Annotated in this window: 35 protein-coding genes and 1 pseudogene; 20 read left to right on the plus strand and 16 right to left on the minus strand. The window is 64.3% G+C overall.

Annotated elements, in window-relative coordinates:
- Positions 1-398 precede the first annotated feature (398 nt).
- A complete protein-coding gene (locus B5Y19_RS26140; RefSeq protein WP_176168641.1) occupies positions 399-554 on the plus strand; it encodes a hypothetical protein in 156 nt (51 codons plus the stop codon).
- Between the two features lie 4 nt (positions 555-558).
- The gene (locus tag B5Y19_RS16590; RefSeq protein ID WP_079591775.1) at positions 559-891 is read left to right on the plus strand and encodes a hypothetical protein; all 333 of its coding nucleotides are present in this window, start codon (positions 559-561) and stop codon (positions 889-891) included.
- 228 nt (positions 892-1,119) lie between these two features.
- On the opposite strand, the gene B5Y19_RS16595 is transcribed toward B5Y19_RS16590, so the two are convergent.
- From B5Y19_RS16595 to B5Y19_RS16610, 4 genes are all read right to left on the minus strand, one after another.
- Positions 1,120-1,656 carry a general stress protein gene (locus B5Y19_RS16595; RefSeq protein WP_079591776.1) on the minus strand — a complete coding sequence of 179 codons (537 nt, stop codon included), beginning with the start codon at positions 1,654-1,656 and terminating at the stop codon, positions 1,120-1,122.
- A gap of 36 nt (positions 1,657-1,692) precedes the next feature.
- Positions 1,693-1,992, minus strand: a complete 300-nt coding sequence (locus B5Y19_RS16600) for a PepSY domain-containing protein (RefSeq protein WP_079591777.1) — start codon at positions 1,990-1,992, stop codon at positions 1,693-1,695.
- 82 nt (positions 1,993-2,074) lie between these two features.
- Positions 2,075-2,707, minus strand: a complete 633-nt coding sequence (gene nusG / locus B5Y19_RS16605) for a transcription termination/antitermination protein NusG (protein ID WP_139384434.1) — start codon at positions 2,705-2,707, stop codon at positions 2,075-2,077.
- A 41-nt stretch (positions 2,708-2,748) separates the two neighbouring features.
- Entirely contained in the window at positions 2,749-3,633 is an 885-nt protein-coding gene (locus tag B5Y19_RS16610) for a YdaU family protein (protein WP_079591779.1), read from the minus strand.
- A gap of 74 nt (positions 3,634-3,707) precedes the next feature.
- On the opposite strand from B5Y19_RS16610, the gene B5Y19_RS16615 reads away from it, so the two are divergent.
- On the plus strand, positions 3,708-4,493 hold the full coding sequence (locus tag B5Y19_RS16615; RefSeq protein WP_079591780.1) for a hypothetical protein: 786 nt from the start codon (positions 3,708-3,710) through the stop codon (positions 4,491-4,493).
- 11 nt (positions 4,494-4,504) lie between these two features.
- On the opposite strand, the gene B5Y19_RS16620 is transcribed toward B5Y19_RS16615, so the two are convergent.
- The 7 genes and pseudogenes from B5Y19_RS16620 to B5Y19_RS16650 form a co-directional block, all read right to left on the minus strand.
- Entirely contained in the window at positions 4,505-4,726 is a 222-nt protein-coding gene (locus B5Y19_RS16620) for a hypothetical protein (RefSeq protein ID WP_079591781.1), read from the minus strand.
- Positions 4,723-5,370 (minus strand): methyltransferase, encoded by a 648-nt coding sequence (locus B5Y19_RS16625; RefSeq protein ID WP_176168642.1) that lies wholly within the window; start codon positions 5,368-5,370, stop codon positions 4,723-4,725. The genes B5Y19_RS16620 and B5Y19_RS16625 overlap by 4 nt, the downstream gene beginning before the upstream one ends.
- On the minus strand, positions 5,367-5,621 hold the full coding sequence (locus B5Y19_RS16630; RefSeq protein WP_079591782.1) for a hypothetical protein: 255 nt from the start codon (positions 5,619-5,621) through the stop codon (positions 5,367-5,369). The genes B5Y19_RS16625 and B5Y19_RS16630 overlap by 4 nt, the downstream gene beginning before the upstream one ends.
- Positions 5,618-6,130, minus strand: a complete 513-nt coding sequence (locus tag B5Y19_RS16635) for a GcrA family cell cycle regulator (RefSeq protein WP_079591783.1) — start codon at positions 6,128-6,130, stop codon at positions 5,618-5,620. The genes B5Y19_RS16630 and B5Y19_RS16635 overlap by 4 nt, the downstream gene beginning before the upstream one ends.
- The gene (locus tag B5Y19_RS16640) at positions 6,127-6,549 is read right to left on the minus strand and encodes a hypothetical protein (RefSeq protein WP_079591784.1); all 423 of its coding nucleotides are present in this window, start codon (positions 6,547-6,549) and stop codon (positions 6,127-6,129) included. The genes B5Y19_RS16635 and B5Y19_RS16640 overlap by 4 nt, the downstream gene beginning before the upstream one ends.
- 428 nt (positions 6,550-6,977) lie before the next feature.
- Positions 6,978-7,193 (minus strand): annotated as a pseudogene (locus B5Y19_RS26485) (DUF2312 domain-containing protein); the annotation flags it as partial.
- Positions 7,190-7,663 (minus strand): phage regulatory CII family protein, encoded by a 474-nt coding sequence (locus B5Y19_RS16650; RefSeq protein WP_079591786.1) that lies wholly within the window; start codon positions 7,661-7,663, stop codon positions 7,190-7,192. The gene B5Y19_RS16650 and the pseudogene B5Y19_RS26485, both read right to left, overlap by 4 nt.
- 639 nt (positions 7,664-8,302) lie before the next feature.
- Between B5Y19_RS16650 and B5Y19_RS16665 the strand changes: the two genes are divergently transcribed.
- From B5Y19_RS16665 to B5Y19_RS16675, 3 genes are all read left to right on the plus strand, one after another.
- Entirely contained in the window at positions 8,303-9,025 is a 723-nt protein-coding gene (locus tag B5Y19_RS16665; RefSeq protein WP_176168643.1) for a S24 family peptidase, read from the plus strand.
- A 263-nt stretch (positions 9,026-9,288) separates the two neighbouring features.
- Complete coding sequence (locus B5Y19_RS16670) at positions 9,289-9,552, plus strand: hypothetical protein (protein WP_176168644.1); 264 nt, start codon at positions 9,289-9,291, stop codon at positions 9,550-9,552.
- A gap of 134 nt (positions 9,553-9,686) precedes the next feature.
- Positions 9,687-10,724, plus strand: coding sequence for a P63C domain-containing protein (locus tag B5Y19_RS16675; RefSeq protein ID WP_244555615.1), 1,038 nt, complete (start codon positions 9,687-9,689; stop codon positions 10,722-10,724).
- A 534-nt stretch (positions 10,725-11,258) separates the two neighbouring features.
- Here the strand turns inward: B5Y19_RS16675 and B5Y19_RS16680 are convergent.
- Entirely contained in the window at positions 11,259-11,561 is a 303-nt protein-coding gene (locus B5Y19_RS16680; protein ID WP_079591791.1) for a hypothetical protein, read from the minus strand.
- Positions 11,561-11,803 (minus strand): hypothetical protein, encoded by a 243-nt coding sequence (locus B5Y19_RS16685; protein ID WP_079591792.1) that lies wholly within the window; start codon positions 11,801-11,803, stop codon positions 11,561-11,563. The genes B5Y19_RS16680 and B5Y19_RS16685 overlap by 1 nt, the downstream gene beginning before the upstream one ends.
- Before the next feature lie 178 nt (positions 11,804-11,981).
- On the opposite strand from B5Y19_RS16685, the gene B5Y19_RS16690 reads away from it, so the two are divergent.
- The 14 genes from B5Y19_RS16690 (at position 11,982) to B5Y19_RS16750 (ending at position 18,534) form a co-directional block, all read left to right on the plus strand.
- Positions 11,982-12,281, plus strand: coding sequence for a hypothetical protein (locus B5Y19_RS16690; protein ID WP_079591793.1), 300 nt, complete (start codon positions 11,982-11,984; stop codon positions 12,279-12,281).
- Complete coding sequence (locus B5Y19_RS16695; RefSeq protein ID WP_079591794.1) at positions 12,281-12,508, plus strand: hypothetical protein; 228 nt, start codon at positions 12,281-12,283, stop codon at positions 12,506-12,508. Before B5Y19_RS16690 ends, B5Y19_RS16695 begins: the two co-directional genes overlap by 1 nt.
- Positions 12,508-12,801: a hypothetical protein gene (locus B5Y19_RS16700; protein WP_079591795.1), complete on the plus strand. Its 294-nt coding sequence runs from the start codon at positions 12,508-12,510 to the stop codon at positions 12,799-12,801. Before B5Y19_RS16695 ends, B5Y19_RS16700 begins: the two co-directional genes overlap by 1 nt.
- Positions 12,798-13,058: a hypothetical protein gene (locus B5Y19_RS16705; protein WP_079591796.1), complete on the plus strand. Its 261-nt coding sequence runs from the start codon at positions 12,798-12,800 to the stop codon at positions 13,056-13,058. Before B5Y19_RS16700 ends, B5Y19_RS16705 begins: the two co-directional genes overlap by 4 nt.
- Complete coding sequence (locus B5Y19_RS26490) at positions 13,055-13,573, plus strand: ERF family protein (protein WP_079591797.1); 519 nt, start codon at positions 13,055-13,057, stop codon at positions 13,571-13,573. Before B5Y19_RS16705 ends, B5Y19_RS26490 begins: the two co-directional genes overlap by 4 nt.
- A 248-nt stretch (positions 13,574-13,821) precedes the next feature.
- Positions 13,822-14,451, plus strand: coding sequence for a lambda exonuclease family protein (locus B5Y19_RS16715; protein ID WP_079591798.1), 630 nt, complete (start codon positions 13,822-13,824; stop codon positions 14,449-14,451).
- Positions 14,448-14,951, plus strand: a complete 504-nt coding sequence (locus tag B5Y19_RS16720; protein ID WP_139384436.1) for a hypothetical protein — start codon at positions 14,448-14,450, stop codon at positions 14,949-14,951. The genes B5Y19_RS16715 and B5Y19_RS16720 overlap by 4 nt, the downstream gene beginning before the upstream one ends.
- Positions 14,948-15,445, plus strand: a complete 498-nt coding sequence (locus tag B5Y19_RS16725) for an HNH endonuclease (protein WP_079591799.1) — start codon at positions 14,948-14,950, stop codon at positions 15,443-15,445. Before B5Y19_RS16720 ends, B5Y19_RS16725 begins: the two co-directional genes overlap by 4 nt.
- On the plus strand, positions 15,442-15,780 hold the full coding sequence (locus B5Y19_RS16730; RefSeq protein ID WP_079591800.1) for an HNH endonuclease: 339 nt from the start codon (positions 15,442-15,444) through the stop codon (positions 15,778-15,780). The genes B5Y19_RS16725 and B5Y19_RS16730 overlap by 4 nt, the downstream gene beginning before the upstream one ends.
- Positions 15,777-16,085: a hypothetical protein gene (locus B5Y19_RS16735; RefSeq protein WP_079591801.1), complete on the plus strand. Its 309-nt coding sequence runs from the start codon at positions 15,777-15,779 to the stop codon at positions 16,083-16,085. The genes B5Y19_RS16730 and B5Y19_RS16735 overlap by 4 nt, the downstream gene beginning before the upstream one ends.
- Positions 16,082-16,231 (plus strand): hypothetical protein, encoded by a 150-nt coding sequence (locus tag B5Y19_RS26145; protein WP_176168645.1) that lies wholly within the window; start codon positions 16,082-16,084, stop codon positions 16,229-16,231. The genes B5Y19_RS16735 and B5Y19_RS26145 overlap by 4 nt, the downstream gene beginning before the upstream one ends.
- Positions 16,231-16,506, plus strand: a complete 276-nt coding sequence (locus B5Y19_RS16740; protein ID WP_079591802.1) for a hypothetical protein — start codon at positions 16,231-16,233, stop codon at positions 16,504-16,506. Before B5Y19_RS26145 ends, B5Y19_RS16740 begins: the two co-directional genes overlap by 1 nt.
- On the plus strand, positions 16,493-17,518 hold the full coding sequence (locus tag B5Y19_RS16745; RefSeq protein ID WP_079591803.1) for a site-specific integrase: 1,026 nt from the start codon (positions 16,493-16,495) through the stop codon (positions 17,516-17,518). The genes B5Y19_RS16740 and B5Y19_RS16745 overlap by 14 nt, the downstream gene beginning before the upstream one ends.
- A gap of 179 nt (positions 17,519-17,697) precedes the next feature.
- Entirely contained in the window at positions 17,698-18,534 is an 837-nt protein-coding gene (locus B5Y19_RS16750; RefSeq protein WP_055726410.1) for an outer membrane protein, read from the plus strand.
- A 79-nt stretch (positions 18,535-18,613) separates the two neighbouring features.
- Here the strand turns inward: B5Y19_RS16750 and B5Y19_RS16755 are convergent, their stop codons facing one another.
- The 3 genes from B5Y19_RS16755 to B5Y19_RS16765 form a co-directional block, all read right to left on the minus strand.
- Positions 18,614-19,999, minus strand: coding sequence for a class II 3-deoxy-7-phosphoheptulonate synthase (locus B5Y19_RS16755; RefSeq protein WP_055726409.1), 1,386 nt, complete (start codon positions 19,997-19,999; stop codon positions 18,614-18,616).
- Positions 20,000-20,170: 171 nt separating this feature from the next.
- Positions 20,171-21,541: a glutathione-disulfide reductase gene (gene gor, locus B5Y19_RS16760; protein ID WP_055726408.1), complete on the minus strand. Its 1,371-nt coding sequence runs from the start codon at positions 21,539-21,541 to the stop codon at positions 20,171-20,173.
- A complete protein-coding gene (locus B5Y19_RS16765; protein ID WP_055726407.1) occupies positions 21,534-22,799 on the minus strand; it encodes an O-antigen ligase family protein in 1,266 nt (421 codons plus the stop codon). The genes gor and B5Y19_RS16765 overlap by 8 nt, the downstream gene beginning before the upstream one ends.
- Positions 22,800-22,916: the final 117 nt, after the last annotated feature.

Here is a 22,916-nt window from a genome sequence, read left to right on the forward strand (position 1 = left end):
GTGAGAAGCGGCAGTTTCGATGGGAGCAGTCCAGCGAGGAATGGCGCCGAGACGTCAGGGCGTTTGTCAGACCGATAGTTGAAGCGGCGCTTACTGCGTCCGACGCCTACATGGCAGCGCTGGCAGCTGTTCTGCCGACACCGCGGAAATGATGGCTCCAAAGATCGCGCTTGAGATCAGCGTGGCCGCTGTCACAGCATAACTAACCCTTGCAATTCGAACACAATCGGCGCTTATACAGGCGCATCGGTCGGGCTCAGTAGCCCGCTTCAGGCGCAGTGAAGCGCCTCGCACGTCTTTCGAACCGTATCGAATGCTGAAACGCCGCGCGACAGCGCCAGGCGCAGCCTCGCCTCTCCCCTTACTACCGCGGCTTCGTCGCGGAAGAATGGAAACCAATGAACGATCAGACACTGTTGGACGAGTCCGCCCTTTCGACGGCGGCCCCCCAATTTGATATTAATCTCCCCAAGGCGGATCCGAACTGGAAGCCGCAATCTTGCGGGCACTCGCGGGAAGAGCTGCGCGCCATCCTCGATGAGGTGATGGCGTGACGGCATGCCCGCCTCGTTCGCCGATCCAACAGTGATATCGTTTTTCCAGCGATTGGCGGCTTCGCTGAAGCTTGCCGGCCGCGGGGGATTTGATTTGCAAAGTCGATCGGGCGAGCGCGACGAGCCTGCTTCTCTGAATGAGATGCAATCGGTCTTTGATCAAGCTTGGGAAATGCTCCAGACGACTGGGGCCGCCATGCCTGAAAATTATACATCACAGCGGGAAGAACTCGCGGGAATTGTGATAAAGCTGATGCGAGACGGGCAGAACGAAAGCGCCAACCTAGCGCAAGACGCCGTTGACGTATTCATGTCCGCGCATCGGCGCGCCAACTAATCGACCCTGTGCCTGCGCCAGTGTGCGAGAAAGCCCGACCTCTCGGCCGGGCTCCTGTTACCCTTGGCGCTGGTACATCCGCAGTCGCCGGGCAAAGCTTCGCTTGAGGCCGCTTGTTAAGCGGCACGGGGGTCGGGGAGCATCAGCACAAGGCGAGCACACACGCCGAACAAACCATGAATATCGTATTGCACGGATCGTTGAGCAGTGCAAGCCCACCTGAATAACTCACGCGACGCCGCGATAGGCTGATGCCGTTTCATCGAAACGTGTCCAGCCTTCCTCGCGATACTGGGCCAGGCGGGCGTCGCGATCGATCGGCGTCCCGCCGTCCATAATCGCTTCAACCTCTCCGGCATGGACGTCCTCGGCTCGCACCGAGACGACTGTCCCGCCGCGGCGCACCGTTTCGGCATAGTAGTGCGCGTCCTCTTCGCTGACGCCCGCGCTCGTAAACGAGCCGATCAGGCCGCCTGCCGCTGCACCGGCGACAGCGCCTGCGGCAGTCGTTGCGAGCCAGCCCGCGGCGACGACAGGGCCGATGCCTGGAATTGCCATGATGCCAAGGCCAGCGAGAAGCCCCGCGGCACCACCAAGGCCGGCTCCGATACCAGCCCCCTCGGCCGCATTGCTCTCCTCTGTGGCGCGGGGATCCCGCCCGATGATGCTGATGGCAGAATCGGACACGCCAGCGTCCTCGAGACGTTCGACGACGGCACGAGCGGTGTCATAATTCTCGTAGCTGCGGGTGATGGTGATGGTCATGTGCCCTCTCCTGAATGCGATTTCGTGATGCACCGGTCAGTTGCGGGTGATGTTTCCTCGATAATCGACCGACACGTTCACCTGCTTCCCAGAATGGGTTGCCTTGCCCTTCCAGACGCCGTTATCGTCCTTGGTCAGCTTGCCGACGTTGGAATAACCATTGCTCTCGAGGCGGCTCTTGGCTTGCCCCTCAGTGAAGCTGTTGGCGCCGGGAAGCGGGGCGTTCTTGTCGGCATCGGCCTTCGGGGCCGGCATCGGGGAGGTCGTAGAAGTCTGAGCCCCCGCACTGAGGGTGGTGGCGCAAACGATGGCTGCGGCGAGCATCAAGCGTTTCATGGAGCGTCTCCCGATTTGCAGGATGTGAGTGCCCATGCAAACGGCAGCGCGGGGAGTTAGTTCCTGCTTCGGGGGGATTTTCCTATGCCGCCTGGAGGGCAGCGACGCTCATCGTCGCCGGGATCTCGTTTCCAAACGACCGGATCAGCACCTTGGCACTGTGCAGGCCGATCGCTTCGACGACCGTCGCCTGGAATGCCATAAACGGTCCGTCGATGATGGTCGCTTCGTCGCCGGGCGCGAACTTGGGCTTCGGCACCTTCGGCCTTTCGGGCGCGACTTGGTTCTGAAAGTCGGCAATTGCCTTGATCGCGGCGTTCGGCACCCTCACCCAGCCGCGGCTGTTGCTGAAGACGTCCTGGATGCCGTCGATGTCGAACACGCTGCTGATGGGCTTCCCCTTCACGACGAATTCCTGCGGCTCGCCTTCGCCGGTCAGGAGCGGACCGCTTGCGAACAGGTAGCGCGTGAAGGTCGCGATATCGCCATCGAAGGTCGTCCGCTTGCCGACGGTGACGACCTTGTGGCTGCTCGGCCAGAAGGTCTGGCAACCCGCTTCCTCGAGGCCTGCAGAGGCGCGGGCTTCCCCTCGCGGCGACGTGTAGATCAGAAACCACTTCCGCTTCGGGCTGAGATCGAGATCCGCTGGCGCCGGATTGAGCGTGATGACCTCGCGCCGCTCCTTCGGGCCCGGCGGCTTGGCCGCGGCTTTCACCGTCGCCTTCTTGGCCTTGTCCTGTCGACGGTTTCGCTTGCTCATGCGGCTTTCTCGATCGATGGCGGGAGGAGCGTCGGGAAGTACCAGCCCTCCGCACGGTGCTCCGGATAGAACTTGGACAGGGGCTCCTTACCGCGGTGACGGGCCCAGGCGTCCCATTCCTCGCTGCCTCGGGCGACGAAGACCGAGGCCGGCTGCTGATCAGAGGGCGCCGGCTGGTAGTCATGCCAGCGGTCCTGGTTGAGCCAGGTCACGGCCTGGGCGCACTTCTCGGTGCCGGCTCGCCCTGCCCTGAGCTCTATCTCGGCGAAGCGCTTGGCGCCGGCAATGATGGCTTCCGGATCGGCGCCACGCTTCACGGCTCGGTCGAATTTCTCCCGCGCCGGCTTCTTCGGATCCGAGGCCTCGCCACGGTGGGGATAGGCCTTCCAAAATTCCTCGAACTTCTCATCCGCCGCTGGTCGCGTCGGCTTGCCGACCGACCGAACGTTGGTCGTAGAGCTCTTGGATTCAGGACTATCCTTCTTCCCTTCCCTATCCTCTCCTAATAGCTCGACGTCCGCTGAGCGATCGTTGAGCGTTCGTTCAGCGTTCGCTTGCCGGGCTGCGACCGATGCGCGAGCGGACGCTTTCGCCTTGGCGGATTTCTGCTGAGCGACCGATAGCTCCTGGTCGATGCGGGCATGGCGCCACTCACCGTCCTGCTCCTCGAAGAACTCCGAGAGGTTCAGTTTGGCGTCCGACCACTCGACATCGGTCATGCGCGCGATCCGGGCGAGCTTGCGGTCGTCCGCCGGCAGAGGCTTCTCCCGCTGCCAGTAGTTCATGATGAGCAATAGATAGGCGCCATGCTCGGCCGCGCTGAGGTGCGCGGTGTCCGCGAGATAGTCCGCAACGAATAATGGCATGTAGGGCGCGCTCATGCCGCCCTCGCAAAACTGTGGAGGCGCGACGCGGCTGGCTTGCCGTGCGACCGACGTATCGGCAGCGTCCCACCATGAAGCAAGACAATTCCCTTGCGGTAGCTTTCTTTGCCCTCGTCATGGGCGGCACCGTGGCGTGGGCAATCGCGAGCGACGTAGCAGCGCCGATTTGCTCGGCCTTCAAGCTCGCCTCTCAGAAGGCTGACAAGCCTTACCTTGGGTGCCTCGAATTTTGGTTCGAGCGATACCAAGCAAGCATCGCGGCGATTATCGGCGCTGGGGTCGCCTTGGCTGTTCTCAGACCAGCGTTTCTGCAGATTCAGTTTCTCAAACGGGAATCGGCCGCGCGAATGAAAGAGATCGTCGAGCAGTCGGCTCGATCTCTTGAAGGCGAGCGGCCGATGATCCGAGACATTCGCGACCTGATGCGTGAGGCGAAATCCTTGCTCTACATTTATCGAGAGACAGATTGGGCCCAAAGCTATCGATCGTGGGACGATCCGGAGGAGCGGTTCCGTAGCGGCATAGACAGAGTTCTCCTCGCGCTGTTGGAGAACGAGGCGAAGTTCGGCTCCGATGGCCAGGTGGGAGAACTGCGATCGAAAATGGCTGATGGCCTCAACCGGCTCAGGGCAGCAATTGGGCAACTCACCCTTGCATTCATATCCGGCACGACTGGCCTCGACCCCGAATATTTCGAGGACTTTACCGGCCCGCAAATGGATGCGGCTCGCGACGAAGCGGTGGCGAGTTTCGAAGGCCTCGAGGACATAATTAGCTCGTTCGTTATCAAGCACGACGCCGAAATTCGAGAGAGCTGGAGGAGAGCCCGCGATCTCGCCAAGCTGGCTTATGACTGAGCGGACCGCCGTCATGTCAGCACCTCGACATCCTCAGGCTTGAGGCTCGCGACGCTCCAGCCGGGGAGGCAGCCGTCGAGCTCGATCATCACCCGATCAGCCGTGGCGATGCGCTGACGGAAGGAGTTGACCGCCCTGCCCTCGCGACCGGCCATGGGGCCACGGAGGACGCGGACGCGACGTCCGACGATGGGGTCGCGGGATTCGACTGGCTTGGCGGTGGGGCGGCTCATGCTGCCACCTGCAAGGCATAGTCCCCCGGCCGCTCCAGCTTGCGGCGGCAGGGCGGGATCCAGACCATCGCCGGCACGTCGTTGGCGTCGGGCTTGTGCGGTCGGCAGCGCCAGATGATCCAGCAGTAGGATGTGGCCGTGCTGCCGTGCTCCTCGACTCGGCCCTTGTGCATCGGGACACGCTCGGTGAACTGCAGGATGGCGGCGGGCTTGCGCTGAGAGAATAGGCTCTTGTAGCGGCCAACGCCTTCCAGGAAGCTCGTGCGAACAAGGATCGCGCAGCCCTCGACGGCGCGGTCGATCATCGTATGCGCGAATCGCTCAGCGAGGCGGAACGGCGGGTTTGTGATCAGCCAGTCGAAGGACGGCTCGTCGCCCGGGAACAGGAAGTCGCGGACCGCGCCCGCCCCGTAGTCGTGGGCATCGGAGGAGTAGACCAGCCCGAAATACTCCGACAGCGCGCGCGCCATATGGCCCTGCCCGCAGGCCGGCTCCCAAACGCGCTTGGTCGAGAGCTTCGGGTCGGCCTGTAGGATGAACTCGCACAGCGCTCGAGTTGCCCAGAGTGGGGTCGGGAAGAAGTCGAGGGAATCGGCGGCCTCGATCCGCTGCGCCATGACCGCGTGCGAAGTGTTCTGGCTCACGCTGCCGCCCTCCGCTCTGCATTGCGAGCGCGAGCGATGCCATTCGCCGCTGCGGCGGGAGTGCAGCCGAGTTCCCAGGCGATGGCGACATTGTCGAGGCCGGAACGGAACAGGCGGAGCGCTGCGGCCACGCCAAGCTCGTCGAGCTCGTCGTCTCGGAGCGGCGTCCCCGTGCCGATGATCAGCACCGGCCGGCCGTGCGTGCGCACGGGCAGCGGGCGCAGGCTGAGGTTGACGGCGGCGACGCTCATGCAGCCCTCTTGAAGATGAAGGAGCGGGTCTTGCGGTCGAGGCTATCGGTCCGACGGGGTTCATAAGCGAGCGTCGAGCAGTGGTCGCAGAAGACCTTGCCGGGAGCGGTTTCGGAGCCGCAGTAGCGCTTTTCCGAATAGGGCGTGGCCTTGGACCAGAGCGGCCAACGGCACAGACCGTCGCGCAGGTCCATGATGGTAACGTTGTGCGGGTCGTAGGGCAGCGGCGGCCGGGTATCGACGATCTCGATCGGCTCGGCGGCCGCCAGCTTCCCGCGCTTGGCGGCATAGCTCTGGCGGGCGGCGGCGCGCCGGTTGGCGGCTCGCTGGATCGGCTCGACACGCGGGACGATGTAGGAGCTCAGGCTGATGCCGCGCCGGGCGCAGCGGCCGATGACAGCGTTGCGGGAGCAACCGAGCTTGCTGGCGATCTGCGCGGCGGTGAACTCGGCCGCCATCTGCGCGAGGCTATGGTCGCTCACCTTCGACCAGTCGAACCCGGCCTTCATGCGCGCCACTCCGAAATGAGATCGCGGCCGGGGATCTTGCCCTGGCGGATCATGCGCTGATGGATTTCACGGATGCGGGCGACGCCTGGGGCTTCGGCCCGGTAGCGAATGCGGGCACTGATGCGCCGCAGCGGGGCCGGCTCGTCGGCCGGAGCCGGCGGGAGGTTCAGCAGTGGCAGCGTGATCGTCTTGAGAAGCGCGGGGGCTTCCGGCTCCTCAACCACAGCGCGCGGAGCGGAGCGAGGGGGAATTACCCGCTTGCCCATCGCAATGCGCTTCGCATTGTGGCGGTCCAGCGCGCCGTTGATGTTCAGGTTGATCCTGATGGCGTGCTCGCTTTTACCGATCTCGCGGGAGACGCTGTTCACGGACATGCCGGATGCGATCAGCTCGCGGGCGGTGTCTCGCCAGTCGCTCATGCCTGCTCTCCGAAGGAAGGATGGTTGCCGCCGTTGGTCCGGCGGAGGAATGCGGGGATCTCGATGTCGATCTCGGCGCGATCGGCCTTGGGCGCGGACGGCTGAGCGGCGCGGGCGGCGATGGCGTTGGCAGCCGCGAGGCCCTTGATCGGTGCATCCGCCGCCGGCGAGGGATCGGCAGGCGTTGCGGCGCCCTCCCCCTCACCGGACGACGTGACGAATTGAGCGGATTGCGCGGCAATGACTTCACCATTCCCCGACGCGCGTTCATCCGCCCCTTGTTCCGGAATCGAACCGGCCGCCGCTTCGCTCTGCGCTGCGGTTTGAAACTCGGGGGTGGCATCCTTGGAATCTTGGGCGGCCTCTCGCGTACGCGCACCCGCGTCCCGCGCCACGTGCGCACGTGAGGGCCGATCAGCAGAGAGGTACGACTGGAGGTACAGATCAAAGATCGCGTCGAACTCGGCGGCCTCGTTCTGATCCTTGCCGAGGTGCTTAACGACGGCGCGCAGAACCTTGACGTCGTAGCCATTGCCACGAGCCTCCGCGTAGACCTCCTTGATGTCGTCTTCGATCGTGCGCTTCTCCTCCTGGAGGCGCTGGACGCGGTCGATGATCGACTTGACCTGGCCGTCGTCGCTCATGACGCCCTCCGCAATTCATCGACAGAGCGAAGGCGGGCACTGGTGCCCTGCATTTGGTTGGCGCGCTGAATGAGCTGGGAGAGTTCGTCGCAGATCGCGGCATGATCGTTCGGCGAGATGCTGCCGTCCTCGATTGCCTCACCTACACGGGAGGCGACATCCGCGAATTCATCGCTGAGCTTGCCGAAAGCTGTGACCATGCATTTCGGCGGCGTCGAGCCGTCCGAGCGGACGAGATGGTTCCCGCATTGCGCGGCCATGACCTCAGTGATGCAGGGCAGCCCGCATTCCGCCTCGAGCTTCATCGCCGCTGAGAGCGTGATCAGATCTGCATGCGAGGGATCAGCCCAGCGATGCATCTGCGATTTGGCGACGCCGGCAATCAGACCGGCCGCCTCATGCGTGCCGATCATTTTCACCAGCGCTCTGGTCGCTGTCTTGATCCGGAAGAACCATTCGTCTTTTGCCATCGGAGCCTCGAAATCAGGGGATCGGGCCTGGAACTGTCCCGTCGCGGGAAGGCGGCGAACGCGCGACTGCTCAGGCACAGTGGCGTTGCAGGAGTGGCGTTCGGTGGAGTGGGAGTTGATCGGAGTAGCGGGTCGCCGGCTGATGGAGAGGCTGGCGACCCGCGTCGGGCCGAGAGCCGCAGCTAACGACAACGTCGAGGTTCAGCTCGACATGTTCAGCCGAGCCGAGGATGAGCTTCGTGAGATCGCCGGAAAGCGCCGGCCCAATCGGCGGAAGCGTCGAGCGAGATCGAAGGGTTGAGGCCATCAGGCGGCCCTCACTGCTTGCCGTGGGATTTCGCCCGGCCAAGCCAACGCCTCGGGCCAGTTGTCATCGAACCAACCGACAGCTCGGTCGTAAGTCCGCAAGGTGATGGTGCTCTCGGAACGAAGACGTTCCTGGAAGGCTGGATCGTTGATCGCCTGTCGCCAGACGGTCGTTACGCCGATGCCAAGCGCACCAGCATAAGCCTCGACGAGGGACAGTAGGTGTCGCTTGAGTTCCGCTTCCATGTCTGTGAGGATAGTTGGAGAAATCCAACTTCACAAGAGGAAATTTCCAACTCGCAGCGACGTGGCGACATGTGGGATATTTCCAACATGTCCGGCCTCAAGGAATTCACTCAGGAACGGCTGCGCGTCACCGGCCGCAACCCCTTCGAAGCCGCCAAGATCGGCGGCCTCGAACGATCATTCGTGAACGACATTCTGATCGGGAAAAAGCAGTCCGTCAGGGGTGCAAAGATCACCCAACTCGCGGAGGCGTTGGACACCTCTGTCGAGGCAGTAATTGTTGCGATGGTCAGACACCCATCGAACTCTTCCGGAACGGCAAGGAACGAATTGCCTTCAGAGGTGGGCGCACGCATTCCCCTAACTGCTCACCCTCAAAAGGGAGGCAGGCCCGACTTGGCAGTTCGCGGCATTGCGCTGGGCGGGAAGGAAGGCGACGGCGATTTTCAACTCAACGGCGATGCCCTTGATTACATCCCTCGCCCGGCCGGACTGATCGGACGGCCCGAAGCTTTCGCTGTCATCATTCGCAACACCAGCATGGAGCCGGTCTACAAGCATGGCTGGCCGATCTTCGTGGATCCGAAGGGCCGAAAGCCCGTCGAAGGTGAGGACGTTCTGATTGAGCTACTTGGCGAGGGCGGCGAGAACGGTCCCGCCTTCATCAAAACCCTGGTCGCGCGCCGAGGCGGCCAGCACGTCCTGAGCCAATATAATCCACCACCCGAGGAGCTTCGCTTCGACTCTGCGCGTGTGAAGAACCTCTACCGCGTCATCCCCTACCCCGAGGCCATGGGACTGGCGGTGTAGTCGAGCCAACGCGCCGAGCAGAAGAGGCCGGCAGCAGCAGGAGACACAGCATGAGAAAGTTGCTTGTAGCCACTTGTTGCGTGTTTCTGTCGGGATGCGCCGGCTATGTCCCGCCGGAGGAAGCCACGGTGCCGAGGCTAAGCTACCGCGAAAGCATGCGGTACTATCGACCGCTGCCGCGCCCCGAGCGCCTAGTGTCCATATGCGATATGAATGAGACGACCAAAATCGTCACATGCCGTTAGGCCGCAAGGCGCTCGATGATGGACAAGATCGACCACGTCGCCGCATCGGAAATGGTTTCAGCTTCGATGCTCGCTGCGCTGGTCGCAAGGCTGCGGCGGATCGGCGTCCTCTCCGCGGAGGACGAACGCGAGCCTTATGAGCACGCGCTGCTGCTGTTGGAAGAGCAGTCCGCGATCGCGCCACCTGAGATGCAGCCCATCCTGAAGGCTACCCGCGAGGTCGTCGAGGAGGATGTTGATATCGAGTGGGTGGCGCCCGTTAGAATGCTGGTTCCGCCGTAGTCTGGATGCAGCGGCGGAATGCTGCAAAGGCAAATCACGGGGCGCAGGGGCGCCCTTTTTTATTAGCATTGCGCCATTTTCTTTCCTAGCATATGCTCGATTCAGCATCGAGCATATGCTAGGGAGTCCCCACGATGGAAGACGAAGTCAGCCCGGCCTCTGAAAAAGCCCGGAAAGCCGCAGAGGCGCGTTGGGCCAAACGAGCCGAGGACCGACCAGAGGAATCCACCTTGACGGCCGAAGAGGCCGCTGAAGTCGATATCGAAGTGATTTCGGAGGCCGGGGGGCTCCCGGTCGCTGTTCACCGAGGCGAACTCGACATCATCGGGATGGCCGTCCCGTGCTACGTGCTCAACAACGGAGTCCGCGTTATCGGGAGGACCTCCGCCACTGAAGTTCTAACTGGGATTAAGGGCGGCGGGGCGCTCGAGAAATACATCGCGGTGAGAGCGCTTGAGCCCTTTATTCCCAAAGACTTAGTTCTCGAGAGAATGGTCCCGTTCCGCCTCCCTGAGGTCGATGGCCTCGAGAAGGCAGTTAAGGGCTTGCCGGCAGACCTCTTTATCGATGTCTGCCAAGGCTTCGTCAGCGCGCTCGAGCACCATTTTCGAAGGGATTCGCCTCACCCGAAGCTTACTGCTCGGCAGCAACAGATGGCGATGCAAGCCAGTCTGTTTCTCTCAGCTTGCGCCAAGATCGGCTTGGAAGCACTTATCGATGAGGCGACCGGCTATCAGTATGAGCGCGAGGCCGATGCCCTGCAGGTCAAACTCGCTGCATTCCTGGATGGCGAAATGCGTAAATGGGAAAAGACGTTCCCAGATGAGCTATGGCAGGAGTTCGGCAGGCTGACAGGTTGGAAGGGCCAACTTTCGAAGCGCCCGAAATACTGGGGGAAGCTCGTAATGGATCTCATTTACGAGAAGCTCGACCCCGATGTCGCGAAATGGCTTAAGGAACACGCTCCAACGCCACGGTATGGTCAGAACTATCATCAGTGGCTGAGCGGCCAATATGGCTTGAAGAAGCTCACCGAGCACATCTGGATGGTCATTGGCATGGCCCGGACATGCGAGACGATGCGGGATCTGCGCGACAAGGTGAACGCGCTCTACGGGTCCGAACCCGTCCAATTGAGATTGTATCTTCCTAGGCCGGATCGGCAAAGCTGACAGTCGAAGACCCCGCCCCACCAGGCGGGGTTTTCGTTTGCTGTCACTCAGCGGCCCGGCTTCCACTTTCGCGAAATGCGCCGGATATAGGCCACGAGCCCATCAGTCTCGTACGAGAGCAACTGGAATTCTGGCATGCCCGGATGTCGAACGACAGTTCCATCGATCAAGACAGGAGCGGGGTTCCCGCCTGGATAGCGCTCGGCGATTAATGGGAAGCGGGGGGACTTCGGATTTGGACTGTGACCAGTCGCCCCGATGGCATGGCAACCGCTGCAGTAGCGCTGCGCCACTCCACGCCCCACCTCGGCACTTTCAACGTTATCGGGGCGCTGAGCATCGGCCGGCATCGCGAAGCTCACGCGGGCTCCCGCAGTGATGGCCACGATTGACGCGGCTACGAAAATGGCTTGAGCAGATCTGATCATGACCAATCGGTACGTGAGAACCGAATAGCAGCAATGATCTGGGTCAAACTCCGGTTGGCCTTCCAGGCGGCAACCCTCGATCCACCCAGGGAGTTTCAGTTGCCTGCTACGACAGCCCCGTTCTGCCGAAGTCGAAGTCTTCCAAGACGGTCTCGATCTCGCGGATCTTGAACTCTGACGGTGGCGCGAACATCCGACTGGTCGGGCCACCGACCGTCCCACACATGGGCATGACGCTCGCCCCCTCGTAGAGCCCCGTATCCGCCAGCTCGAACTCGAGCCCGGGGAACACCTGCCGCAGATGGGCGCCGATCCGCTCTTTTGAGGCCTTGAAGGCGAGTTCCTGGCCAAGCGGCGGGAACACGACGAACTGCTTCGTCTCCGGCAGGCCATGGTGCCAGGGCTTCATCACTCACCTCGCTTAATTGGATAGACGCTGACGTTCTTGCCGAGGCCGCCACGGTCACGGCAGACGGCGCAGTGCAGTTTGTCGTGCAGCCCGACGAGGCTGTAGACGCCCTTCGCAACCTGCGCCCGGATCTCCGCGGGTTGCATCCGCTTACCACGGCCGCAGTCATCACACCTGATGTCGATCGCTCGAAACAGCGACAATTCCGGCCGCCAGATTCCCTCGGTGAAGGCTAAGCTCATTTCAACGCCACCCAGCTATTGTTCTCGTTACGTTCCTATCGATTCCAGAGAACGGGTGGCCTGTCGAGTCGGGGATGTCCGCATCCACTGCCGCGGTATGTCAGTAGGAGATTTCCAACTTTCTCATTGACAGTTGGAAATCTCCAACTCATATTCTCTCCAACAACGGAGAGACGCCATGTCCCGCCACACCCACAGCCACTTCATCGAAATCGGCCGCGAAGAGGTCGAGGCCCGCATCAGCTTTACTGTCGACAAGGGCTATGCCGGCGATCGGATCGATCCGCCCTGCCCGCCTTCGGCTGAGATCCAGTCCGTCGAGATCGTCGTCAAAGGCCAGAAGCACGACTGCCCCAAGTGGCTGTCGGATCTGCTGAGCGCCGACGAGGGCATTCACAACGACCTTCTGTTGGAAGCCGGCGAGGACGAGGCCGCATGGGCTGACGAGCGCGACGAGATGCGCCGGGAGGCCGCGTGATGAAGCGATCCGCCACCCGCTTGCGCCAGGAGCGCTTCGCCAAGTCCTTCAATGGCGTCCAGGGCCTCGACTGGTCCGCTGCCCTTGATCGCCTGCTCGCCGAGCGCGGCCTCTCATTCTTCACCGACGAGCAGATGGACGAGCTCGCGTCCGAGATGGTCCGGCGCGCCCGGTTCTCCCAGCGGATCCGCGTCCGCAACCGCATCGCTCTCCGGAGGGCTGCCTGATGACGATCTATTACATCCCGACCGCCTCCGAGGACGCCGCCCGGGCTGTGGTCGCCGGGATCGTGTCGAAGCGCATTCCCTGCCTGCCGGAATACACCGACGCCGAACTGGCTGCGGCGAACTTCGACAGCTACCCGCGCGGGTTCAAGCATGGGCTGCGCCTCTGGGCGATCGAGCAGCGCACGGTTGACGACGGCCGGATCTTCAACGTCTGGCCGGTCGGCGATGTCGCCGCTGCACTGCTGATCGTTTTCGGCGGCTGCTGGCTGGTGGGCTGGGGGACGCTGCTGTGACCCGTTTCCTCGCCAGCCGCGCCATCGCTGCCTTCATGTCGGTCCTCGCCAAGCGGCGAGAAGCGAAGGCCGCCGCCCGCATCGATCGCCGTCTCCGCGTCGCCAACCCGGAGATCGTGATCCTCCGCGAGAAGCTCGCCCAGGAATCCCGCCGTCACCGGAAGGTCGAGCCCCTGCGCGCCCAGCTCCAGAACCTCGTCAACGCCCAGCTCGCCAAGGAGCAGGGCCGTTCCCTCCCCGAAAGGATCTCGTCATGAGCGAAGCCGCTCTCATCATCCGCGACGAGGAGCACACCCCGGCACCCCAGAACGCCGGGTCCTCAAACGCCCTCACCCCCATGGCGATGCTCAGCCAAGCCGTCGAGCGCGGCGCCAGCATGGAAATGCTTGAGAAGCTGATGGCCCTCCAGGAGCGCTGGGAGGCGAACCAGGCGCGCAAGGCGTTCGACGCTGCGCTCGCTGCCGCCAAGGCGGAGATCCCGGTCATCACTAAGAACCGCCAGGTCGGCTACGAGACGAAGAGCGGCGGCAAGACCAGCTATCAGCATGAGGATCTGGGTGAGATCGCTCGCACGGTCGACCCGATCCTCGCCAAGCATGGCCTGTCCTATCGGTTCCGTACCATCTCGGAACTGAACCAGCCTGTTCAGGTCACCTGCATCGTCGCGCACCGTGACGGGCACAGCGAGACGAACACGCTGACGGCCGGCCGGGATGAAAGCGGGCAGAAGAACCTGATCCAGCAGATCGGCAGCACCATCACCTACCTGTAGCGCTACACGCTCAAGGCCGCGCTGGGGCTCGCCGCAGCGGCTGACGACGACGGCCGCTCGGCGGGCGCGGAGCCGGCGGAGTTCATCACCGAAGATCAGGTCCTGGAGCTGCGCGACCTCATCGCGAGCGTGGATGGGCAGGAGGCGTTCTTCCTCAAGATCATGAAGGTCGAGAGCCTCGGCGCGATCTACGCGACCAAGTTCAAGGACGCCGTCGCCCTGATCAAGTCCAAGGGAGGGCGCCAGTGATGGAGCAAGGCACCGCAGAATGGAAGGCTGCGCGCCGCGGCAAGCTGACCGCCTCGCGCATCGCTGACGCAACGGACCTGCTCAAGAGCGGCAAGCCGGGCGCCAAGCGCACGTCCTATCTCGGCGAACTGATCGCCGAGCGCCTCACCGGCCTCGCGGTCGACAAGTACCTGAACGACCTGATGCGTTGGGGCACTCTGCAGGAGCCCGAGGCGCGCGCCATGTACGAGTTCTTCAACGGCGTCGAGGTGCAGGCCGTCGGGCTGATCGACCACCCGTCGATTGCCATGGCTGGTGCGAGCCCTGATGGACTGGTCGGCGCCGACGGGCTGATCGAGATCAAGTGCCCGAGCACCAGCACCCACGTCGATACCCTGCTCGCCCAGGCGATCCCCGAGGAGTACGTCAAGCAGATCGACTGGCAGATGGCCTGCACCGGCCGGCGCTGGTGCGACTTCGTCAGCTACGACCCGCGCCTGCCGCCGCACATGGCGATGTTCGTCTGCCGGCGCGAGCGCGACGAAGAAGCGATTGCCGCCCTAGAATCGGACGCCCGCGCCTTCCTCGCCGAGATCGACGCGAAGGTTGAGGCGCTGAACGCGATCTATTCGCGGAAGGAGGCGGCGTGAAAGCCGTCATCCCCTTCCGCTGGAACGGCGACACGATGGTCCCCCTACCAGGCTTCCAGCGGCGCTGCGATGCCGAGTTCGTCTGTGGCGAGGTCTACAATCTTGAGGCCATCGAGCAGCGCTCGGCGAAGTCGCACGCCCACTTCTTCGCCTCGGTCAACGAGGCGTGGCAGACCCTGCCGGAGAACCTCGTCGAGCAGTTTCCCACGAGCGAGCACCTCCGCAAGTGGAGCCTGATCCGCGCCGGCTATGCCGAGCATCGGAACATCGTCGCGGCCAGCAAGGCAGAGGCTCAGCGTCTGGCAGCCTTCGTCAAGCCCATGGACAGCTATGCGGTCGTCACCGTCCGCGACAGCGTCGTCACCGTCTACACGGCCGAGAGCCAGTCGATGAAGGCGATGGGCAAGCAGCGCTTCCAGGAATCGAAGGACGCGGTCCTAAGCTTGCTCGCCGCGATGATCGGGACGGACCCGGTCGAGCTCGGGAGGGCCGCGGCGTGAAGAAGTCGGCCTTTAATCTCGATGCCTTCAAAGCATGGCTGACGGACTGCGGCGCTGTTCTCATTGCCCCGACCAGCCAGTGGGAAATCCTCCGCGTCCAGACATGCGACGGGGTTCAGGTCGTCTATCGCAACGCCAAGGACGTTCAGACTTGGCCGGAACCGCTGGTCGTGGCTCGCGAGGCGTTCGAGCGCGGCAACCGCATGAGCCTTTCGCCCGACATGCGGGCGCGGAAAAAACTGCGGCATCTGGTCGAAGAGATCGCTGCGCGAGACGGCCTGTGGTGCTGGTTCTGCGAAGCCGGATTTCTTGGGCCAGACAGCGGCGAGGTGACCATCGAGCACTTAGTCGCGAAATCCCACGGCGGCCCAGATCACCTCTCGAATCTCGTGATCGCCTGCAAGGGCTGTAACGGGCTCGTCGGACACATGTCAGTGTCGGAGAAGGTCGCTATTCGTGATCGGAAGCGCGGCTACGCGGCGGTGGCGGCATGATCCGACGCCACATCCCCACGACCGAGCGTACGCGCATCTGGGAGCGGTTCAACAGGACCTGCCAGATGTGCTTCCAGCCGACCGACATCACCGGCGTCGACTTCGATCATCACATCCCGCTCGAAATCGGCGGCGATGACACCGAGTCCAATCTGCGCCCGCTCTGCCGGCCGTGCCATCGCCTGAAGACGAAGGGAGACGTGAAGGACATTGCGCGGGCCAAGCGGCGGGAGGCTGCCCATCGTGGCCTCAAAGCTCCCTCGTCCCGCCCCCTGCCCGGCTCCCGCGCCTCCGGCTGGAAACAGAAGCTCTCTGGCGAATGGGTGAGACGATGAGCGCAACCACAGCATGGAAGCGGCAGCGCACCAGCCGGACGGCCTGCGTCGACGTCGACCTTTCCGACTTCGACACGGAACAGTTGCTGCAGGCTCTGATCGACGATGGCTCCATAACTGAGGGCGAGGCGTCAGCGATCAAGGCGCGGGGCGGCGTGCGAGAGCTCGACAAGCCATCAGTCATCGGCGTCCAGCCCGACTATGTCGAAGACGCTTGGAACGAGATCATCCGCGGCCGGAAGGGCGAGGCTCTGCACTGCATTGAGCGCGCGCTGGGCAACCAGTGGCTGGGGCGGCTGTCATGACCGACTACGACCACATCGCCGCGGCGCTCATCGTCCTCATCGGAATCGTCTCGCTGATCTGGCGAGCTCTCGATCGCCGGATCTACGGGCCCGACCCGCAGGCAAAGCCGCACGGCGACTGGCCGCACATCGACAGGAGGAGGTGATGGCGCGCGCGCAGATTCATCCCGTCTTCGTCGACCGCAAGACCGCGGCCGAGCTGCTGATGATCAGCGTCGAGACCTTTGATGTGTGGGTTCGCGCCGGCTTCCTGCCGCAGGCCCACATTGACCGCGGACAGATCATGCGGTGGCATTGGCCATCGCTCGAGGCAATGTTGGCTCACCTCGACGGAGAGCCGGCGCACTCAGACCCGTTCATGGAAAACATCGCCGATGTCTTCGGGAAAAAAGCGAAGGGCCGCAATCGTGCCGCTGCCTGAAGGGGTGTTCCGCATCAAGAAGCCGTCCGGGAAGGTGTATTTCTATCACCAGACTGGGAGGCACTTGGAGAAGGCCCTTCGCGGTACGCTGACGCGCATCCCCTATGAGCCGCGTGAGGCGGAATTCTGGAGCTTTTGCGCGTCCCTGAACGGGAAGAGCGCTGCCCCGAAGAAGGGCACGTTCAAAGCGATCATCGAGCTCTACAAGGCGTCCTCCAAATGGGCGGGGTTCAGCCCGAAGACACAGGACGTCTACGACTACTATCTCGGCCTGATCGAAAAGGCGTGGGGCAACCAGATCGCTGACGATCTGACGCAGGCGGCCATTTCCGCCGCGCGTGACGCGCTGGCCGCTACTGCTCCCGTCTCTGCCAATCTGCTGGTGCGTGTGCTTCGCGCGATGTGCGCCTGGGCGATTGGCGATGGGCATATGACGCGCAACCCGGCGCGGGATGTGCCGCAGGTCGAGACCCAAGTCGAGACGACTGAACCGTGGCCTGAGGCCGTATGGGCAGCCGTCGTCAGGCACGGGCCCGCTGATCTCTCGCGCCTGGCCTATCTCGGCCGCGCCACCGGCCAGCGTGTCGGCGATCTGGTCAAGTTCTGGCCGGCGATGCGGCGCGGCGACGGCCTCGACATCAAGATCAGCAAGCTCCGCGGCAAGAAGCACTTCCTGCCGCTCTCTCCGGCCCACCTCAAAGAGATCGATGGCTGGAATGTCGGCGAAATGACGCCCTACCTGACGAAGCCAGACGGCAAGCGTCACACCGAGGCTTCTATCCGATACCGGCTCCGCACTTGGCTTGGGGAGAGCGCCCCGGAGAGTATCCGCGGGGCCGACGTGAGCCCCCATGGCTTACGCGCCCTCGCCTGCTGCGATGCTCGCCTTGCAGGCAGGACGCATCAGGAGATCGCCGCCCTCTTCGGCATGTCGATCCAGATGGTCGAGCGCTACACGAGGCACATCGACCAGGAGACTCTAGCCCGCAAAGCCCGCTCTGGGATGGACTAGAAACGGAACACCCCTGCAAACTTTCTCTAATCAATCTGCAAACCAGACCGCGAAAACACCGACAGAATAGGGCCTGACAGCGATGGAAACGTTAACCGCGTATTAGGGTTACCGAGGCATGAATATTCCCGGAGCAGGACGATACGGGTGGGACCGCAGCGCTGCTCGGGGAGATCAGGATGCGCATCCGTTCCATCGTGCCAGCGCTCGGAGCCGCGGCCCTCGCGACAAGCCTCATGGCCGTCCCTGCCTCGGCGGCGGACTATCCCGTTCTGCGCGGCTCACAGATCGAGGACGCGCCGCCGCCTCCGGATATCAACATCAACTGGTCGGGCTTCTATTTCGGCGCCTTCGCCGGCGGAACACAGACGCGCTTCGAGAGCGACAACGGTGTCCGGGAGCTCGCCGATTTCGCGATGCTCAACACGACGATCGCCACCCGGGTCAACATTCGGGACATGACGGCGACTCGGCCACGCCGCGACAGCGGCACCGTCTTCGGCGGTTATGCCGGCTACAACTGGGCCTTCGGCGACGTCGTGATGGGCCTCGAGGCGGACTATACCCGGATCGACCAAGAAGCCCCCTCCTCCCGGGTGGAAAGCCGCCGCATCGGCAACGAGTTCATCACCATCGGCTCGACCCAGGGCGCGCGGATCAACGACTATCTCTCACTGCGTGCCCGCTTCGGCTACGCCTATGGCCGCCTGATGCCCTATTTCACCATCGGTGCCGCCGCCGGCCGCTTCGACACCAACGTCTCCGTCTATACCGATTGGGGCCCGACCGATGCCAATGGTGTCGCCCTCGGCAGCTATGTCGGCTGGCCGCGCATGGTCGGCGGGGCGAAGAAGGATGTCTGGGGCTATGGCGCCGTGATCGGCGGCGGCCTGGAAGCCGCGCTCGCGGACAACCTCATCCTGCGCGCCGAATACCTCTTCACCCGCTTCAACGATGTCGAAGGCGTGACCGCCAGCCTGAACACGGCGCGCGTCGGCGCCGCGCTGAAATTCTGACCACGGCTGCACGCGCAGAAACGAAAAGGCCGGGGCATTGCCCCGGCCTTTCTGTTTGATCGATCGATCTGGCGAGCCCTTACTCGGCCGCCTCGACCTCGGGCCGCGCCCGGCCAGAGCGCTGGCGCTTGACCAGCTCGGCGACGATGAAGGCGAGCTCCAGCGCCTGCTCCGCGTTGAGGCGGGGGTCACAGAAGGTGTGGTAGCGGTCGTTGAGGTCCGCATCCGTCATGCCGCGCGCGCCACCGGTGCATTCGGTGACGTTCTTGCCGGTCATCTCCAGATGCAGGCCGCCGGCATGGGTGCCCTCGGCCTCATGGACGGCGAAGAAGTTCTTCACCTCGCCCAGGATCAGGTCGAAGGGCCGGGTCTTGTAGCCGCTGGCGGCCTTGACCGTGTTGCCGTGCATCGGGTCGCAGGACCAGACGACATTGCGGCCTTCGCGCTTCGTCGCCCGCACCAGCGCCGGCAGATGGTCGAAGACCTTGTCGGCGCCGAAGCGCGCGATCAGCGTCAGGCGCCCGGCCTGATTCTGCGGATCGAGCACATCGATCAGCTTGAGCAGGCCGTCGACCGTGGTCGAGGGGCCGCATTTCAAGCCGATCGGGTTCTTGATGCCGCGGAAGAACTCGACATGGGCATGGTCGATCTGGCGCGTGCGATCGCCGATCCAGAGCATGTGCCCGGAGGTGTCGTACCACTCGCCGGTCGTCGAATCCGTGCGCGTCATCGCCTGCTCGTAACCGAGCAGCAGCGCCTCGTGGCTGGTGTAGAAGTCGGTCGTGCGCATCTCCGGATGAGTCTCCGGGTCGATGCCGATGGCGCGCATAAACTCCAGCGCCTCGGTGATGCGCTCGGCCACCTCCTGGTAGCGATGCGACTGCGGGCTATCCTTGACGAAGCCGAGCATCCAGCGATGCGCGTTGTCGAGATTGGCATAGCCGCCGGTCGCGAAGGCGCGGATCAGGTTCAGCGTCGCCGCCGACTGACGATAGCCCTCGAGCTGGCGGCGCGGATCGGGAATGCGCGCCTCGGCCGTGAACTCGTTGTCGTTGACGATGTCGCCCTTGTAGCTCGGCAGCTCGACGCCGCCGATCGTCTCGGTCGGGGCCGAGCGCGGCTTGGCGAACTGGCCGGCGATGCGGCCGACCTTCACCACCGGCGAGCCGCCGGCGAAGGTCAGGACGACCGCCATCTGCAGGAACAGCCGGAAGAAGTCGCGGATGTTGTCGGCCGAATGCTCGGCGAAGCTCTCGGCGCAATCGCCTCCCTGCAGCAGGAAGGCCTCACCGGCGGCGACCTTGCTCAACGCCCGTTTGAGCTTGCGCGCCTCGCCTGCAAAAACGAGCGGCGGAAAGCCGGCGAGCTGCTGCTCGACCGCCTTCAAGGCTGCCTGGTCCGGATATTCCGGAATCTGCTGGACGGGCTTGGCCCTCCAGCTCTCTGGCGTCCACCGCTCGGACATGGGACTTCTTGCTCCTGACTGTGAGATCGCGCGTCGTTAACCTCTTGGTAGCGCGAAGGGGCGGCTATACACCCATGCTCGCGGAATGGCCACCATCTGGCTGACCGTCCGTCACGGCGGGGCCGGGCGGACCGCCTCCGCCTCAGCGCATGGCTGGGATTGCCGCCCCGCTCAGCCGGCGCGGGGCGTGCGCATCGTCACGAGTTCCTCGGCGGCGCTCGGATGCAGGGCGACGGTGCGGTCGAAATCCGCCTTGGTCGCCCCCATCGTCACCGCGATGGCGACCGCCTGCACGATCTCGCCGGCATCGTGTCCGAGGATATGGACGCCGAGCACCTTGTCCGTCTCCGCGTGGACGACGAGCTTCATATAGGTACGCTCATGGCGGCCGGAGATCGTCGCCTTCATCGGGCGGAAGCCGGACTCGAAGATCTTGACGGCATGGCCTGCGGCCACCGCCTGCGCTTCCGAGAAGCCGACCGTGCCGATCTCGGGGGTGGTGAAGACGGCCGAGGCAATCGTGGCGTGATCCACCGTCCAGTTCCTGCTGCCGAAGGTGCTGTCGGCGAAGGCTTGGCCCTCGCGGATCGCGACGGGGGTCAGGTTGACGCGGTTGGTGACGTCGCCGACGGCATGGATCGAGGGCACGCTGCTGGTCGACGCCGCATCGACAATGACCTCGCCGAGCGGGCCGAGTTCGACGCCGGCCCTGTCGAGACCAAGGCCCTTCGTGTTCGGCCGGCGGCCGGTGGCGACGAGGACGACATCGGCCTCGATCGGATCGCCGCTGGCGCAATGGGCGCGGCGCGAGCCGTCCTCAAGCTGCTCGATGCGCTCGACCGTGCAGCCGAGCCGGAAGGTGATGCCGGCATGGGCCAGCGCATCGCGCAGGCGGGTGCGAAGGTCCTCATCGAAGCCGCGCAGGATGTTGTCGCCGCGGTGCAGCACCGTGACCGCGACGCCGAGGCGCGCGAACAGGCTCGCGAACTCCAGCGCGATATAGCCGCCGCCGACCACCAGCATCCGCTTCGGCAAAGCTGGCAGATGGAAGATCTCGTTGGAGGAGATTGCGAGATCGCCGCCGGGGATGGGCGGATCGAAGGACGGCCAGCCGCCGGTCGCGACCAGGATGTGCCGGGCGCGGACGAGATGCCCGCTCTTCTGCAAGCGAACCTCATGCGGGCCTTCGACGACGGCCCGCTCCTCGCGGATCTGCGCCTTCACGCCTTCGAGCCCCTTGCGATAGAGGCCCGAGAGGCGCGTGACCTCGTTCGCCACGGCGTCGCGCAGCGTCGGCCAGTCGAAGCTGGGCTTGGCGCCCAGCGTCCAGCCGAAGCCCGCCGCATCCTCGAAATCCTCGGCGAAGCGGCTGGCATAGACGAAGAGCTTCTTCGGCACGCAGCCGCGGATCACGCAGGTGCCGCCGATCCGGTCCTCTTCCGCGATCATCACGCGAGCGCCGTGGCCGGCCGCGATCCGCGCCGCGCGCGTGCCGCCCGAGCCTGCCCCGATGACGAAAAGATCGACGTCGAACTCAGCCATGGTCTTCTCCTTGTGGCGCCGCCGCGCCGGGACCGAACCAGAGGATCGCGGCCCCCAGAACGGCAATCCACCAGCCTTGCCAGGCGCCGTGCCCGACGACGGAGATCGCGAAGGCCCCGGCGAACAATGCAAGGCGCGGCGCCATCTCACGTGCCGGCAAATGGCGCAGCCGCCTCAGCAGAAGCAGGCCCGCCAGGACGAGGATGCCCGCCCCGATCATCCCGGTCTCGGCCCAGGCCTGCAGCGGCATGTCGTGCGGATGGCCGACGCCGAGCAACGTCCTGTGCTCCGGCGCAACCGCCGCCGCCACGGGATGCCGCTCCATGGAGGCCGAGGCCCCGAAGCCGGCACCGGCGACCGGCCGCACCCACACCACCTCGCCGAAGCTCCGCCAGATATCGATGCGGGCCTGGCCCGTCATGGCGGAGAAACGATTCAGGATAAGCGAAGGCAGCCAGTTCTGGGCGGCAACGCCGAGCACCGGCGCCATCGTGAAAGTCAGGACGAAGGCGCAGCCGACGGCCGCCAGCGTCAGGCGCGGCCAATAGACCGCCAACAGCCAGCCAATCGCGCAGACGGCGACGCCCAGCCGTGCCGACGCGCTCTCCGAGCGCAGTGCACAGGTGGCGACTGCCAGCGCGAGGATCACGGCCAGGATCCGGTCGGACCGGCGCCCCGCCGGGAGGTTCCAGAGGCCATGGATCGTCGGCATGGCCAGCACGAGCGCGGTGATCGCCGGGCGGTTGAAGACGAAGCTCATCAGCTTGCCGATGCCGAGCGTGGCGCGTTGCGACATGCCGGAGACGAGCTCGATGATCACCAGGACGCACGCAAGGATGATCGCCAGCGCCAGCGCCCTCAGCCAGGCCGGCCGCGGCCGGAACCAGCCGGAGGCGGCGATGAGGAGACCGCATGCAAGCGGGATCGCCAGTTCGCCCCACATGACGAGGCTGGCGATGGGTCGGTGGCTCCACAGGATGGAGACCAGCGACCAGAGCAGGAAGGCGCCGAGCGCCAGGCCTATCGGAGTCAGCGCCAGATCGCGCAGACGCCGCAGGAAGGCCGGCGCGCCCTGGTCCGCAAGGGCCGCGCCCAGGAAGCAGAGCGCCGCCAGCCCCAGCATGAGCGGCGCCGAGCGATTGGCGAGCCACATCGCCAGTGGCAGCAGCACGAGCAGGAGATTTCCCGCCCGGGCGAGGCGCAGCGAAAGGGCCGAGGCGGCCGGCATCGCTTGGCTGGAAGCGATCGATTGGCTCATGGCCTGCGCTTACGCGATCAAGCCGATGCCCGCCAGAGCCTTCTCGCAACCCGCCCGGGTGGTCGTAGACCAAAAGATGCAGAAGATGTCGCGGAAGGCGCCGGCGACCGAAAATTC

This window comes from Allobosea thiooxidans (assembly GCF_900168195.1).
Lineage (GTDB): Bacteria > Pseudomonadota > Alphaproteobacteria > Rhizobiales > Beijerinckiaceae > Allobosea > Allobosea thiooxidans.